At 59.1% G+C, this 13,843-nt stretch carries 16 protein-coding genes and 1 tRNA gene; 11 read left to right on the top strand and 6 right to left on the bottom strand.

Annotation, left to right across the window (positions count from 1 at the left end; genetic code table 11):
- Window positions 1-48 precede the first annotated feature (48 nt).
- From glgC to JAO29_RS05495, 3 genes are all read right to left on the bottom strand, one after another.
- On the bottom strand, window positions 49-1,317 hold the full coding sequence (gene glgC, locus JAO29_RS05505) for a glucose-1-phosphate adenylyltransferase (RefSeq protein ID WP_334267182.1): 1,269 nt from the start codon (window positions 1,315-1,317) through the stop codon (window positions 49-51).
- A gap of 199 nt (window positions 1,318-1,516) precedes the next feature.
- Window positions 1,517-1,825 carry a hypothetical protein gene (locus JAO29_RS05500; RefSeq protein ID WP_442886315.1) on the bottom strand — a complete coding sequence of 103 codons (309 nt, stop codon included), beginning with the start codon at window positions 1,823-1,825 and terminating at the stop codon, window positions 1,517-1,519.
- 192 nt (window positions 1,826-2,017) lie between these two features.
- On the bottom strand, window positions 2,018-2,173 hold the full coding sequence (locus JAO29_RS05495; protein WP_334267180.1) for a hypothetical protein: 156 nt from the start codon (window positions 2,171-2,173) through the stop codon (window positions 2,018-2,020).
- Here JAO29_RS05495 and JAO29_RS05490 point away from each other — a divergent pair.
- The gene (locus JAO29_RS05490) at window positions 2,163-2,780 is read left to right on the top strand and encodes a hypothetical protein (RefSeq protein ID WP_334267179.1); all 618 of its coding nucleotides are present in this window, start codon (window positions 2,163-2,165) and stop codon (window positions 2,778-2,780) included. The genes JAO29_RS05495 and JAO29_RS05490 overlap by 11 nt on opposite strands.
- A 17-nt stretch (window positions 2,781-2,797) precedes the next feature.
- Here the strand turns inward: JAO29_RS05490 and JAO29_RS05485 are convergent, their stop codons facing one another.
- On the bottom strand, window positions 2,798-3,334 hold the full coding sequence (locus JAO29_RS05485; protein WP_334267178.1) for a DUF2199 domain-containing protein: 537 nt from the start codon (window positions 3,332-3,334) through the stop codon (window positions 2,798-2,800).
- Between the two features lie 52 nt (window positions 3,335-3,386).
- Here JAO29_RS05485 and JAO29_RS05480 point away from each other — a divergent pair, with 52 nt between their 5' ends.
- Window positions 3,387-5,027 (top strand): acyl-CoA mutase large subunit family protein, encoded by a 1,641-nt coding sequence (locus tag JAO29_RS05480; protein ID WP_334267177.1) that lies wholly within the window; start codon window positions 3,387-3,389, stop codon window positions 5,025-5,027.
- 142 nt (window positions 5,028-5,169) lie between these two features.
- Here JAO29_RS05480 and JAO29_RS05475 read toward each other — a convergent pair whose 3' ends face one another.
- Window positions 5,170-5,829: a hypothetical protein gene (locus JAO29_RS05475; RefSeq protein ID WP_334267176.1), complete on the bottom strand. Its 660-nt coding sequence runs from the start codon at window positions 5,827-5,829 to the stop codon at window positions 5,170-5,172.
- A 104-nt stretch (window positions 5,830-5,933) separates the two neighbouring features.
- On the opposite strand from JAO29_RS05475, the gene JAO29_RS05470 reads away from it, so the two are divergent.
- The 8 genes from JAO29_RS05470 (at window position 5,934) to gcvPB (ending at window position 12,579) form a co-directional block, all read left to right on the top strand.
- Window positions 5,934-6,065, top strand: coding sequence for a hypothetical protein (locus JAO29_RS05470; protein WP_334267175.1), 132 nt, complete (start codon window positions 5,934-5,936; stop codon window positions 6,063-6,065).
- 144 nt (window positions 6,066-6,209) lie between these two features.
- The gene (locus JAO29_RS05465; RefSeq protein ID WP_334267174.1) at window positions 6,210-7,154 is read left to right on the top strand and encodes a metallophosphoesterase family protein; all 945 of its coding nucleotides are present in this window, start codon (window positions 6,210-6,212) and stop codon (window positions 7,152-7,154) included.
- A 66-nt stretch (window positions 7,155-7,220) separates the two neighbouring features.
- On the top strand, window positions 7,221-8,372 hold the full coding sequence (gene gcvT / locus JAO29_RS05460; RefSeq protein WP_334267173.1) for a glycine cleavage system aminomethyltransferase GcvT: 1,152 nt from the start codon (window positions 7,221-7,223) through the stop codon (window positions 8,370-8,372).
- 118 nt (window positions 8,373-8,490) lie between these two features.
- The gene (locus tag JAO29_RS05455; protein ID WP_334267172.1) at window positions 8,491-8,781 is read left to right on the top strand and encodes a muconolactone Delta-isomerase family protein; all 291 of its coding nucleotides are present in this window, start codon (window positions 8,491-8,493) and stop codon (window positions 8,779-8,781) included.
- A gap of 69 nt (window positions 8,782-8,850) precedes the next feature.
- The gene (gene gcvH, locus JAO29_RS05450; RefSeq protein WP_334267171.1) at window positions 8,851-9,240 is read left to right on the top strand and encodes a glycine cleavage system protein GcvH; all 390 of its coding nucleotides are present in this window, start codon (window positions 8,851-8,853) and stop codon (window positions 9,238-9,240) included.
- 3 nt (window positions 9,241-9,243) lie between these two features.
- On the top strand, window positions 9,244-10,569 hold the full coding sequence (gcvPA, locus tag JAO29_RS05445; RefSeq protein WP_334267170.1) for an aminomethyl-transferring glycine dehydrogenase subunit GcvPA: 1,326 nt from the start codon (window positions 9,244-9,246) through the stop codon (window positions 10,567-10,569).
- A gap of 1 nt (window position 10,570) precedes the next feature.
- Complete coding sequence (locus tag JAO29_RS05440) at window positions 10,571-10,915, top strand: hypothetical protein (protein ID WP_334267169.1); 345 nt, start codon at window positions 10,571-10,573, stop codon at window positions 10,913-10,915.
- A gap of 104 nt (window positions 10,916-11,019) precedes the next feature.
- Window positions 11,020-12,579, top strand: coding sequence for an aminomethyl-transferring glycine dehydrogenase subunit GcvPB (gcvPB, locus tag JAO29_RS05435; RefSeq protein WP_334267168.1), 1,560 nt, complete (start codon window positions 11,020-11,022; stop codon window positions 12,577-12,579).
- A 275-nt stretch (window positions 12,580-12,854) separates the two neighbouring features.
- On the opposite strand, the gene JAO29_RS05430 is transcribed toward gcvPB, so the two are convergent.
- Entirely contained in the window at window positions 12,855-13,382 is a 528-nt protein-coding gene (locus tag JAO29_RS05430) for a DUF2911 domain-containing protein (RefSeq protein WP_334267167.1), read from the bottom strand.
- A 113-nt stretch (window positions 13,383-13,495) separates the two neighbouring features.
- Here JAO29_RS05430 and JAO29_RS05425 point away from each other — a divergent pair.
- Window positions 13,496-13,572, top strand: a tRNA-Arg gene (locus JAO29_RS05425).
- Window positions 13,573-13,843 lie beyond the last annotated feature (271 nt).

Below are 13,843 nucleotides of genomic sequence, written 5' to 3'. Positions count from 1 at the left end.
TCCCTGGCGCGGCCTTTTTTCGTTTAAGAGAGCTTTTTATCCGAAATGCTAGACGTTACCGCCGTTACTGGGCTGGAGAAACATTGGCGAGACCGGATTCTCATAGACGGAGTAGTCACGGGTGACGACGGTGAGGCCGCTGGCGGAGACGAAGTAGTTCTTCTTGTCCTCCTGCGGGTCGTAGCCGATGACAGTTCCGTCGGGGATGTGGACGTCGCGGTCGATGATGGCGTGGCGGATACGGCAGTGGCGACCGATGTTGACGTGCGAGAAGACGACGGAAGAATCGACATCGGCGTAGGAGTTTACGCGCACGTCCTGCGAGAGGACCGAGTTGCGGAGGACGGCTCCGGAGATGATGGAACCGGCGGAGACGATGGAGTTGATGGCCATGCCGGTACGCCCGGGTTCGCCGAAGACGAACTTGGCGGGAGGGTACTGATAGGGCCGGGTGCGCATGGGCCAGGACTTGTCGTAGAGGTTGAAGGTCGGGGAGACGGAGGCGACGTCCATGTTGGCCTCGTAGTAGGCCTCGAGGGTACCCACGTCGCGCCAGTAGAGCGCCTTCTGCTTGTTTTCGTCGACGAAGTTATAGGCCTGAACCCGATAGCGGCCGAGGAGGTTGGGCAGGATATTGTGCCCGAAGTCGTGCTTGGAGTGGGGATCCTCGGCGTCCTTGATGAGTTCGGGCAGAAGGACGTCGGTGTTGAAGAGATAGATTCCCATGGAGGCGTCGACCATGTCGGGATTGAAGGGCGAGCGGAGGCTGGTCTCTTTGGGCTTTTCGATAAAACCGGTGACCTCGCCGCTCCGGGCTACCTCTACGACGCCGAAGGCGGAGACCTCGCTGGGATGGACAGGAAGGGTCGCGATGGTAACGTCCGCTCCGCTCTCGCAGTGATGCTCAAGCATAAGGGCGTAGTTCATCTTGTAGATGTGGTCGCCGGAGAGGATGAGGACGTGCTTGGGCTGCTCGGAGCCGATGGAGTAGATGTTCTGATAGACGGCGTCGGCGGTTCCCTGGTACCAGGATTTGGAGACACGCTGCATGGGGGGAAGGATCTCGATGAAGTCGCCCAGCTCGTTGGCAACGACGGAACCCCAGCCTTCGCGGATGTGGCGGTTGAGTGAGAGTGCCTTGTACTGGGTGAGGATGTAGACCCGCCGAAGGTCAGAGTTGATGCAGTTGGAGAGGGTAATGTCGATGATGCGGTACTGGCCGGCAAAAGGAACGGCGGGCTTTGCGCGATCACGTGTCAGCGGGAAAAGACGTTCACCGGCACCACCGGCTAAGAGAACACCTAACGTATCTTTCATCTTTATAACGACCTCGGCGGGCCCTTTCGAGAGCCTGCTTGTTTCGGATGCACAAATTGGCGAACGCGTCCCGGGGAGGAGACGCGAGTCTATCATTCCCCGGTGAAATTTCGTCTGCCTAAAGTTTTATGAACGGACCATGAGAAAAGAGGTCTGCGTTTGGGAACGCAGACCTCTTTGTAAAGATTGCGGCTCTAAATCATGCAGAAGCAGTGTCGTCCGGTTCGGATCTGTCGTTTTCGTTAACGCTGATGCGCAGCGATTTGAGGAAGCTGAGGTCGCTGTTGGTGAAAGGACCCTCGATCTCTTCGGTGGCATCCTGAGCCTGATCCGGGGCAGACTCGACCTCGTTGAGTCCGATGGTGGCCTCAAGCATGAGAAGAACGTCGAAGCCCTCTTCACGGATGTTCTTTACGACGACAGCAATATCTTCGGACTCGGAGACTGTCTCGTGAATGGCTTCACCAAGCTTCTGGATGAGATGTTTTACCTTCTGATTCAATGCCACCTCCGGGCTGCTGGGAAATACATCTGACCTCGCATCGGGTATTCCCGACTGAAGGAGACCGGCGGGAACGGCATTGCGGGTACAACGACCAAGTTGAGGACAGGATACGCCCATCCTCAAGGTCGCTGCAATGAGGTTGAATCACACATGAGTCGTATTTTTGAGTGGAAAAACCGGGGATAAATGTGGGCTTCAGGCGACAGTGTGGTGATCGGCCCAGGCATCCTCGAGACGATGAGCGAGATCGCTGACAGGGACGGTCCTGCGTGGTCCCCAGATCACAATTCCAATTGCAGCGGCACAGAATCCGGCAGTTATATAGAGAAGGCCCTTGATCATGCTCTTCATTGCTCCTCGCGGTAATACGTACTGGGGCTTGGATGCAGCGAGGCTCGGTTTGCGTTTGATGGGCGACGGAATCTTTGCGCGGACAGGCGGAACGGCTACACTCAACGGTATGGATTCGGTACGCTTTGGCCGGGCGTTGGGAGTAGGGGCGCGCGCTGCCGCGAAGTCGCTGGTGACGGCGGTGGACGCTGCCGCATCTCCGACGCCGCAACCGGCCCAGAGACCGCAGACCGGGTCAGTCCAGAGCAGGACGACAGCGGCTTCGAAGACTCCGCGGGCGGCGCAGCAGGTGGTGCGGTCGACGGAGCAGGCCCGGAGAGCGACGAAGGGTGTGGCCCAGGGAGGAAAGCGCTTCGGCGAGGCCGTGTGGCGACCCTTCGTGCGATTATCCGGCGTTCTGTGGCTGGAGTTTACGGGCGTCTTCTTCGGGATCTTTGCGCTGTATGCGCTGAGCGGCGCCTGGAAGCTGCGGGATAACCTGCTCGAAAAGCCAGGTCAGCACGATCTGCATATTCACTTTCTGATGGCGGCGATCATGGGCGCAGTGTTTACCTACTTCTGCATCAGCAGCTTCTTGAGGGCCAAGCGCCGGGAGCGCGCGCGGTAAGGGCGATTTGAGATTCGCTACTCTGCGCCGGACTGTCCGCGATGCATGATCATCTCGGCGATGTCCTGGATGGTCTCGATGGTGATTCCGGTCTGCTGTTGAACGGCCAGGGGATGAGCAGGGTCGGAGACGGTAAAGCGCGGCCGCTCGCCGACTGCCTGGGTGTGGATATCGACCTGCAGGTTGAGGGTGTCGCCGAAGAGAAAGATCTCGTTGTTCAGCCAACCGGAGAATGGCGGCTCCTGTTCCCTTCCAAGAGTATTCCAGAGGTCGTTGGCGCGGAGGAAGGCTTTGGGGCTGACCTCTGCCCAGACTCCCCAGACGAAGGGAGCGTCGAGGCCATGAACTGGAATGAGGATGCGGCCGCGGAGAAAGAACTGCTGGCCGTCGATGACGCACTGGTCGGCGGTGAGGACGACGCGATCCTGCAGCTGGTCTGGCGGAACGGCGACAACGGCCTGTGGCGCCTGGATGCTGTACTTGAGGGGCAGGACGTCGTGCCGCTCTCCGCACACTGTGCAGGCAAAACCACCAAAGACTTCTCCACCGGGCATGAATTCATTCTTCCATAAAAGGATGTGGGAGGGACGAGTACACTGTAACGTCATGTCGAAGAGCACACAGGGGCCACAGGTAAAAGCTGTCGAGACCAGCTCGGGGATTCGGGTCGATGAGGTCTACGGACCGGAACGGCTGGAAGAGTTCGATCCGGAAGCACAGCTGGGCCAGCCGGGGGAGTATCCGTTTACGCGCGGCATCCAGAGGACGATGTATCGCGGGCGTCTGTGGACGATGCGCCAGTATGCGGGCATGGGGGATGCCGAGGAGTCGAACCGGCGGTACAAATTTCTTCTGTCACAGGGTGCCGGAGGCAAAGGCAAAGGGGGCCTGAGCGTGGCGTTCGATCTGCCGACGCAGATCGGGTACGACTCGGATTCGCCGCTGGCGCTGGGCGAGGTGGGCAAGGTCGGGGTCGCGATCGATTCGATCGAGGACATGGAGAGGCTGTTCGACGGGATAAGGCTGGATGAGATCTCGACCTCGATGACGATCAACGCGACGGCGTCGATTCTGCTGGCGCTATATGTGGCCGTGGCAAAGCGGCAGGGTGCCGACACGAAAAAACTGAACGGCACCGTGCAGAACGACATCCTGAAGGAGTACATCGCGCGCGGAACTTACATCTATCCGGTGGAGCATGCGATGCGGCTGGTGACGGATATCTTCGCGTGGGCTGCGGACGAGGTTCCGGAGTGGAACACGATCTCGATCTCGGGCTATCACATGCGCGAGGCAGGCTGCACGGCGGTGCAGGAGGTGGCGTTTACGCTAGCCGATGGCATGACCTACGTGCAGGCGGCGATCGATGCTGGCCTGGGAGTCGATGCATTCGCTCCACGGTTGAGCTTCTTCTTTAACGCGCATAACAATCTGCTGGAGGAGGTGGCGAAGTTTCGCGCCGCACGGAGGATGTGGGCGCGGCTGATGCGCGAGCACTTCGGTGCGACGAATCCGCGAAGCTGGATGCTGCGGTTTCACACGCAGACGGCTGGCTCCACCCTGACTGCGCAGCAGCCGGAGAACAATATCGTGAGGACGACGGTGCAGGCGCTGGCGGCGGTGCTGGGCGGAACGCAGTCGCTGCACACGAACGGATTCGACGAAGCGCTGGCCCTGCCGACCGAACAGGCGGCGCGGATTGCCCTACGGACACAGCAGGTGCTGGCGCACGAGAGCGGCGTGGCCGATACGGTCGATCCCTTCGCGGGCTCGTACTACGTGGAGACACTGACCGACGAGATTGAGGCACGAGCCGAGGAGTACATGACGACGATTGCGCGGTTCGACCTGGGAGGCAAGTACGGGATGCTGCGCGCGATCGAGCAGGGGTATGTGCAGCGTGAGATCCAGAATGCGGCCTATGCCTACCAGCGGGCAGTCGATGGCAAGAGCGCGATTGTCGTCGGGGTGAACGACTTTGCTGAGGAGGATCAACGTTCCGTTCCGATTCAGAGAATCGACGAGGCGCTGGAACGCAGGCAGGTGGAGCGCCTGAAGGCCCTGCGAGCACGGCGGAATGCCCAAGTACATGAGGCAGCCCTGCGTGGCGTGGAGGATGCGGCTCGAAGCGGAGAGAACCTTATGCCCCGGATTGTTGGCGCGGTGGAGGCGTTCGCAACCGTGGGTGAAGTTGCGGACATACTGCGCGGGGTGTTTGGAGAGTATCGGGAGTCGGTGGTGGTGTAGAGCGAAACCCCGGTTGGGCAACGTGGCGCCACAACCGCGAATCCTTCGACGGCGTGCGGGCACAGAGAACGTGCCCGCACTTCGCTCAGGATGACACCCTTTTTGAACGTCGATCGGCGCGGATGTGCCGTGGCGATGCAATCTAAAGCGCTGATTTGGCCTCAGGTGAGTTGGGTGCCTTGGGATCCACGGTGAAATCGAAGACGATGGTCGAAAAGGTATTGGCAACCCTTGGAACCGGCTGAAGGGCGTATTCTCCGGACGCAAGAGGCGCTTTCGGCGTGATTTTCATCCAACCGTCAGAAAGTTTTTCGACATTGACATCGACCTGAGAGTCGCTTCGCTTTGCGTTTCCGGTGAGTTGGGTGAACTTGACCTGTGAAAGGACGCGATGATCTTTATCGATCTTGGCGCGAACGAGAGCCCACGGACCGAATATATTTTCGGAAGAGTCGGCGGATGAATCTTCTTCCATGAGGTGAACATAAAAGACCGGCTTGTCAGAATGGAGAGCCACACGAGCGTGCGCTCCCTCGATCTCGGTGGTCATCTTCGGCTTGTAGAAGACGCTGCCTGCAAGAGAGCCCGCCACGTTGGCACCCTTGTGATTGTTTACGCCCACGTTGGTGTGATGAATGGGGACCAGCTCCTGCTTGCCTTCGTAGGTGTCGACGGCCCAGGGAAAACTGCCATTGCTGATCGGAACGCCGGGAATGGGTTCGGGAACATGCTGAGCGAAAGCAGGGCTGATAACAGCAAAGACGAAGGAAGAGAGAAGAACAGGCAGAATGACAGGTCGCAAAGAAACCTCGGATAGGTCGGATTGCAGTCAAGATGCCATAGCAGATGGCGTTTGGCAATTCCCCGTTCGTTGACCGTGCAGCGGCCCGCAGTGGGGAGAATCTTATGCCCCGGATTGTGAGTGCGGTGGAGAGCTATGCGACCGTCGGTGAGATTGCCGATGTGCTGCGGGGGGTACAGGGAATCCGTAGTGGTCTGAGTGCCTGCAGGATTTGCGGACACGGTGGGCTCCGGTGAGGGCTGGACATTCGCAGATCGATTGAGTGCGGGGAGAAGGCCAGTCGCAGCTTCTATTACAGAGTGTTAATACGGGATTTATAGGATCGACTTCACACTTGGCATTCGATTTGTGAGCTGGGATGGGGGAAGACTCTTTTGATCGTGACACGCAGACAGTTTCAGCAGATGGGAATTGCAGCGGCCGCCAGTGGCCTTGGATTGCGGCGCCTGCAGGCGGCGGTTCCGGCAGGCGCAGCCGCGGGTACGTTCCGCTTTGCGATCATCACGGACACGCACATCATCGACGACTTCTATCGCGGCCCCGAGGGAAGCCCTGAAGATACGGAGACGATCTTCAAGGCCAATCATCACCTGGAGATGACGCGGGAGACGATCAACGCGATTACGCCGGCGGTCGAACAGGTCTTTCATGCGGGCGATACCTTTCACAACTATCCTTCGCCGGACTACGACTTCTACTTCCAGAACAAGACCAGGATCGACATTGCGTATGAGCTGCTGCAGGGGTTCAAGGCGCCCGTGCGTATAGGGTTTGGCAACCACGACTACGACGAACATCAGAAGCCGGGAGTCTCGCGGGAGATGTCGCACCGGCTGTTTGAAGCGAAGCTGAAGACGAAGCCCTATTATGCGGTGGACTACAAGGGATTCCGGTTTTTACAGCTGAACAACTTTCTGGGGAGTACGTGGGATCCGAGCACACCGATGAAGCTGCGGCAGACGGGATCGCTGGGAGAGACGCAGCTGAACTGGGCCGAGGCGCAGCTGGCGGAACGCAAGCCGACCGTGGTGCTGATTCACTATCCGCTGTGGCTGCAGGCGCCGACCGAGGTGAAGGATTACGGCCTGCATCCGATGCTGCGGAAGTACAGTGACAATATTCAGATTGTGATCGCCGGCCACTGGCACAAATGGGTGGACTTTGCCCATACTTACGGCCCGAAACACATTGTGTCGGGGGCGACGCGATACGATCCCAATGCCTTCATGCTGTTCGAGGCGGATTCGCGGAAGGGCACGATCGAGTGGCTGGATGCGTCGCGGACGGAGTGGTCGACGCACTACTCCAAGCCGTATGCAGGTTAGGCGATTCGTGGTGTGTGGCTTGGAGTTGCGGCCCGTTCGTTGACCGTGCAGGGTCTGCAAACTACGATGAGATCAGAGGTCACGATCTTGCCAGAAACTGCGACTCCGCTCCGTAAAACTGCTTTGAATGCCGTTCACCGCGCTGCGAAGGCGAAGATGGTGGACTTTGGCGGCTGGGACATGCCGGTGGACTGCTGCGGGCTGACGGCGGAGCATATGGCCGTGCGGACGGGCGTTGGGGTGTTCGATGTGTCGCACATGGGCGACATTCAACTGCGCGGGCCGGGCTCGCTGGCGGCGATCCAGAAGCTGTGCATGAACGACGCCTCAAAGTTGCAGGTGGGGCAGGCGCAATACTCGGCGATGCTGTACCCCAACGGGACGTTTGTCGATGATGTGATCGTCCACAAGCTGTCGGAGAACGACTACCTGATCGTCATCAATGCAGGCACGCGGGAGAAGGACGTCCAGTGGGTGCGGCAGGTGATCGGCGGGATGCCGAGCGTGCACATGAACGACTTCAGCGACTACTACACGCAGCTGGCGATCCAGGGCCCGAGAGCGCAGGAGACCCTGCAGAAGCTGACGCCGGTGGACCTGAGCCAGATCAAGAATTACTGGTTTACGTGGGGGCAGGTGTCTGGCCTGTACAACGTTATGATCGCGCGGACCGGATATACGGGCGAGGATGGATTCGAGATCTACATCCCGTCGGACGAGCCCACGAGTGCACGGGTGTGGGGCGAGGTTCTGGAGGCAGGCAAGGAGTTTGGGATTGCGGCTTGCGGGCTGGGTTCGCGGAACACGCTGCGGCTGGAGGCAGCGATGGCGCTGTATGGGCATGAGATCTCGGACACGATCAATGTCTTCGAGGCAGGGCTGGGACGGTACGCGAAGCTCGACAAGGGCGACTTTGTGGGACGCGATGCGCTGGTTAAGATCCAGGAAGAGGGCGGACCGAAACGGAAGCTGGTGGGCCTGGAGATGATCGAGCGCGGGATTGGACGGGACGGCTATCCGGTGTTTTCGCTGGACGGAGAGCGGATTGGCGAGATTACGAGTGGGTCGCCCGCGCCGTTTCTGAAGAAGAACATCGCGCTGGCGTATGTACCGGTGGAAAGCTCGGCACTGGATACAGAGGTTGCAGTGGAGATCCGTGGACAGATGGTGAAGGCGAAGGTAGTTCCGACACCGTTTTACAAGCGACCCAAGAAATAGGAGTACTTCTGAGCTGTGCAGATTGCGGACCGCAGGTCCTTCGACTTCGCTGCGCTTCGCTCAGGATGACACTTTTTTCGATCAGCACAAATACAGAAGAGGACTACGGGAGATAGAGATGCAGTTTCTGGTTTTGACGGAGCGATTCACCGACAAGTTCCCTGCTGAGGCGTGGAAGCCGGAGTTGATTGAGGCGGAGGGCCAGAGGGTTCGGGAGCTGTATGCCGCAGGGGTTCTGCGCAGCGCATGGCGGCGTAAGGACAAGCCCGGTGCGGCGCTGGTTCTCGAAGCTGCGAGCGAGGCGGAGGTGGTGGAGGCTATAGAAAGCCTTCCGCTGAGAAAACTGGGGATGATCGGGTTTCCGCTGGTAACCCAGTTGGAGCCGTATCCGGGGTTTGGACCGCGCTGACGGGCGTTTACCGCACTGTTTTTCGATCCTGCACACAATACAATGGAGGAGGAGACCTCCAAAAAATCTATGTCCTATCCTGCGGATTACAAGTACACCAAGGAACATGAGTGGATCAGCGTCGATGGTGCCAACGGCACGGTCGGCATCACCGATTATGCGCAGAACTCGCTGGGCGACATCGTCTTCGTCGACCTGCCCAAGGTTGGAGCCGAGCTGAAGGCCGGAGAGATCTTCGGATCGGTGGAGTCGGTCAAGGCTGTTTCGGATCTGTACTCGCCTGTAACAGGAACTGTGACTGAGGTGAACGAAGCGCTAAAGAATGCGCCGGAGACGATTAATGCGGATGCGAATGCCACCTGGATGCTGAAGGTGGAGATCAGTGACTCCGCTGCACTCGATGGGCTGCTCTCAGCCGGCGACTACGAGAAGTTCGTCAGCGAAGAGACCGGACACTAGACGATGCGCTATCTTCCGAAGTCCCCAGCGGATCGTAAGGAGATGCTTGCCGAGATTGGTGTAGCGTCGATCGACGATCTGTTCGCAACCATCCCTGAGGAGTACCAGTTCAAGCGCGATCTCGCGATTCCTCGTCAGCATGGAGAGTCGGAGATCATCGACCGGTTCCGTGAGTTCGCAAGCCAGAATGCGACAGGCTATGCGAGCTTTCTGGGCGCGGGCGTGTACCGGCACTATCGTCCGGTGCTGATCGATACGGTGGTTTCGCGCGGCGAGTTTCTGACCAGCTACACCCCGTATCAGCCGGAGATCTCCCAGGGTACGCTGCAGGCGATGTTCGAGTTCCAGACGATGATCTGCGAACTGACGGGCATGGAGATCGCGAATGCGTCGATGTATGACGGCTCGACCGGCGCTGCCGAGGCCATCATGATGGCGGTGCGCGTGACCGGCCGCGACGGCGCGGTGATTGCGCGCACGGTGCACCCGGAGTATCGCGAGGTGGTGGCGACGTACGCACAGCACCAGGAGATTCCGACCGTCGAGGTGGGCTACACCGAGAACGGTCGCGTGGATCTGGCGGCACTCGATGCGGCGATCAATGACAACACGGCGTGCGTGCTGATTCAGTCGCCGAACTTCTTTGGAACGATCGAAGACGTAGCCGCTATTGCAGAGATTGCGCATAAGAAAGGTGCACTGCTGATCGTCTCGATCGCAGAGGCCATCTCGCTGGGCATTGTGAAGCCGCCGGCAGAGGCAGACATCGTTTCGTTGGAAGCGCAGAGCTTTGGTGTGGCGCCGAGCTATGGTGGACCGTTCTGCGGCGTGATTGCGTGCAAGGAGAAGTTCCTGCGGCAGATGCCGGGACGCATCGTCGGCGAGACAAAGGACATGGACGGCAAGCGCGGATTTGTGCTGACGCTGTCGACTCGCGAGCAGCATATCCGCCGCGAGAAAGCGACCTCCAATATCTGCACGAACCAGGCGCTCGTGGCAATGATGACGACGGTCTTCCTGACGGTGTACGGCAAGGAAGGCATGAAGGACCTTGCGGTTCAGAATCTGGCAAAGGCGAAGTACGCCGCCGACAGTCTGGGCAACGCTGGCAAAGTGCTCTTTTCAGGTGCGCCGCGCTTCCATGAGTTTGTGCTCGATCTTGGAAGAGACGCCGAAGCTGCCAACACTGCGCTGCTGGAGAAGAAGATTATTGGCGGTTTGCCTTTGAGCAAGTGGTATCCGGAGCTGGGGCCGAATGTGAGCCTTTGGTGCGCGACGGAGCTGACGACTAAGGCGCAGGTGGATGCGGCGGCCGAGGCGCTGAAGTAGCGTGGATATCTCGGACATTATTGGCGAGGAACTGGTTGCAGTGGAGTTCGTGCAGGACTATCTGCAGCTTCGCTTCGATACGCCTCTGCTTACTTTGTACGCATGGCCGCACGTTTTGCTGAGCGAGTTTTCGATCGCGTTCGGCGAGCCGGAGTATCGCAACGCGCTGTGCTCGCTGATCGGCGAAAAGGTGGAAGAGGCGACGCTGGAAGAGGGCGATTCGCTGACCTTGAAGTTTGAGAACGATACGGTGCTTGCGCTTTCGCTGCGTGAGGAAGATCTGGATGGGCCGGAGGCAGGGGCGTTTTCGCCGACGGGGTTAGTTGCGGATCAGGAAGAGTTTTAGGGATTCGGGTTGAAGCTGTGGCGCCACGAGCGAAATACAGGGATTCTTCGCTGCGCTCAGAATGACCGCCTTAGGTAGAACGGCTTTGCTGCTGTGAGGGACTGATGAGTGATTCGAAGTTTGTCGGAACGCCAAAGAAGGTGACGACGCACGTCAACCAGAACGAAGACCTGATGTTTGAGAAGTCTTCGCCCGGGAAGAAGGCCTACCGGCTGGCTGAGCTGGATGTTCCTGCGGTGGATGCCGCTTTCCTTCTCGGTGATGCGGTGCGCACGGATCTAGGCGTGATGCCGGAGTTGAGCGAGATCGAGATTGTGCGGCACTTCACGCGGCTTTCGACGTGGAATTACGCCATCGACCTCGGCATGTATCCGCTGGGAAGCTGCACGATGAAGTACAACCCGCGCGTGAACGAGCTTGTGTCACGCCTCGAAGGAATCGCCGAAGCGCATCCGTATCAGCCCGAATCCTTGTCTCAGGGTGCACTCAGCATCATGAAGCTGCTGAGCGACTGCCTGATCGAGATTACCGGCATGGACACGATTACCCTGCAGCCTGCAGCTGGTGCGCATGGTGAGTTTACAGGCATCCTGCTGGCGCGGGCGTATCACGAGGCTCAGGGCAATGCGCGGAAGAAGATTCTGATTCCGGACTCGGCGCATGGCACGAACCCAGCGACGGCGGCCGTCTGCGGCTATCAGGTGGCGAACCTGAAGTCGAATGCGCAGGGCATGGTGGATATCGCCGAGCTGGAGCGCATGGTGGATGAAGACACCGCTGCGTTGATGCTGACGAACCCATCCACCATCGGCGTGTTCGAGAGCGAGATCCATAAGATCGCGGACATCCTGCATGCGAAGGGCGCGCTGCTGTATATGGACGGCGCGAACATGAACGCGCTGGTGGGCAAGACGCGGCCCGGAGATTTCGGTGTGGACGTGATGCACCTGAACCTGCACAAAACCTTCTCGACGCCGCATGGAGGCGGTGGTCCAGGGTCGGGTCCTGTGGCCTGCAAGAAGATCCTGGAGCCGTTTCTGCCGAAGCCGGTGGTAGTGACGAAGGACGACGGCACGCTGGCGCTGGACTACGATCGCCCGCAGAGCATTGGGCGTGTCCGTGCCTTCTATGGAAACTTCGGTATGTTTGTGCGCGCCCTGGCTTACATTCTGGCCAATGGCCCGGATGGTCTGCGGCAGACGACCGAAGATGCCGTGCTGAATGCGAACTATATCCGCGCCAAGCTCGAGGACACGTTCGAGCTGCAGTACAAGACACGGTCGCTGCACGAGGTTGTCTTCTCGGACAAGCGCCAGGCAAAGAACGGCGTGAAGACCGGCGACATGGGCAAGCGGCTGATCGATTACGGCTTCCACGCCTATACGGTCTCGTTCCCGATGGTGGTGCAGGGCGCAATGATGATCGAGCCCACGGAGAGCGAGAGCCGCGAGGAGCTGGACCTCCTGATCGACGCGCTGAAGCAGATTGCGCGTGAGGCTGAGGAGAATCCTGAGGTCGTGACGAGCTCGCCCCACACGACACGACTGCGGCGGCTGGATGAGACGACAGCCGCTCGTAAGCCGGTGCTGCGCTGGAAGCCATCTCCGAACGGTACGGCGGACTCCTCCGCGCTGACGCCGGACTCCGCTGCCAAAGAGTGGTAGGCGGAGTTTCGTCACCTGGAAGGTGATCTTCGCGGCGAAGTCGGGAACTGTTCGTTCACTATGCGCTAGCCGCATGGTGCCTTGCCGTGATGCGACGCCCGACTAACGCTCTAACCATCCTGGCAGCATGGATTTACTGCACGAGCAACCGGAACCCGACGGTTCCGGCGCTCGATCTGCAGAGGATGATTAGAGATATCAACCGGGCGAGGGAGCTGATCTCGGCGGCGACGGAAAACTGAGACCCTGAATGAAAGACTGTGGAGATGCACCAACTACGGTGCGGTCACGGTGACGTACTCGTCGGTGTTCTCCCACTTGACGTGCATCTCGGTCGAGTTGGCGTGGGTCTTCTCAAACGTGATCGACATCTGCTCCTGGGGGGACGAGAGCTTTTCCGACTTCATGGGAATGCGGGCGAGGTCCTGCGATTGATCGTATTTGGTTCCCCACTGGCCGGTCTGCTTGTTGACGATCAGCATCCACTGGCCGGCGCTTGGGAGCGTGTAGAGAGTGTAGTTTCCGGCAGGGACCGTTGTTGTGCCAATCTTGAGGCTGCCGTCAGTGACGAGGCTGGTCGCGTCGTTGGCGCCGGTGCGCCAGACCTGGTCATAAGGAACCAGATCTCCCATGATCTTGCGGCCGCGCATCGAGGGCGCACCATATTTGACTGTGATGGTCTTGCCATTAAGTGAAGCGGTGGCGGTCTCAGCCGGGCTGGGGATGGCCTTTCCCATTTGCGCCAGACTGGCGGTTGCGAGCAGAGCGGTACAGGCGAACGAGGCAAAGCTGCGAAGAAGCATGTTTTGGTCTCTCTTTCATGCCGGGCTAAGGTGTTCCTTCTACGGCATCTCCGATGCTGGACTGCGACCCGGCAGCCTGTCAATCCAGTGGAGACATGCTACGCTTAAGGCATGCGCCCGTAGCTCAGCTGGATAGAGCGGCAGCCTCCGAAGCTGTAGGTCAGAAGTTCGAATCTTCTCGGGCGCACCATTTCTTCTTCACTCACCGAATCATCTCCTACAGCATGTAGATCGAATGAGTTTGAGGCCTCTGGCGCAACGCTGCCCAAATTATGACGATGCCAAGGTACCGTTTGTCTGCGTGGATGATCCCCAATACCACTAAGCTCAACGTCGGTATAAAGGGCGCTCATCGCCGAGGATGAGCCAGATAAAGGCGTCAGAGAGGACAAAGGCAGCTTTAGCCGCGGCACGGGAACGGGGTAAGCAGCGTGGCGACTGGCGCGTTGCTACCGTTGAGC

This window comes from Edaphobacter sp. HDX4 (genome assembly GCF_036877565.1).
Classification (GTDB): Bacteria; Acidobacteriota; Terriglobia; order Terriglobales; family Acidobacteriaceae; genus Edaphobacter.
This window is presented reverse-complemented; position numbering and strand designations above follow the sequence as displayed.

Bases quoted from the DNA above. Each gene is read 5' to 3' on its own strand.
- gcvPA (WP_334267170.1), top strand. From the start codon at position 9,244: ATGCGCTATCTTCCGAAGTCCCCAGCGGATCGTAAGGAGATGCTTGCC.
- JAO29_RS05455 (WP_334267172.1), top strand. From the start codon at position 8,491: ATGCAGTTTCTGGTTTTGACGGAGCGATTCACCGACAAGTTCCCTGCT.
- JAO29_RS05480 (WP_334267177.1), top strand. From the start codon at position 3,387: ATGTCGAAGAGCACACAGGGGCCACAGGTAAAAGCTGTCGAGACCAGC.
- JAO29_RS05430 (WP_334267167.1), bottom strand. From the start codon at position 13,382: ATGCTTCTTCGCAGCTTTGCCTCGTTCGCCTGTACCGCTCTGCTCGCA.
- JAO29_RS05495 (WP_334267180.1), bottom strand. From the start codon at position 2,173: ATGAAGAGCATGATCAAGGGCCTTCTCTATATAACTGCCGGATTCTGT.
- gcvH (WP_334267171.1), top strand. From the start codon at position 8,851: ATGTCCTATCCTGCGGATTACAAGTACACCAAGGAACATGAGTGGATC.
- JAO29_RS05485 (WP_334267178.1), bottom strand. From the start codon at position 3,334: ATGCCCGGTGGAGAAGTCTTTGGTGGTTTTGCCTGCACAGTGTGCGGA.
- glgC (WP_334267182.1), bottom strand. From the start codon at position 1,317: ATGAAAGATACGTTAGGTGTTCTCTTAGCCGGTGGTGCCGGTGAACGT.
- JAO29_RS05490 (WP_334267179.1), top strand. From the start codon at position 2,163: ATGCTCTTCATTGCTCCTCGCGGTAATACGTACTGGGGCTTGGATGCA.
- JAO29_RS05470 (WP_334267175.1), top strand. From the start codon at position 5,934: ATGCCCCGGATTGTGAGTGCGGTGGAGAGCTATGCGACCGTCGGTGAG.
- gcvT (WP_334267173.1), top strand. From the start codon at position 7,221: ATGAGATCAGAGGTCACGATCTTGCCAGAAACTGCGACTCCGCTCCGT.
- gcvPB (WP_334267168.1), top strand. From the start codon at position 11,020: ATGAGTGATTCGAAGTTTGTCGGAACGCCAAAGAAGGTGACGACGCAC.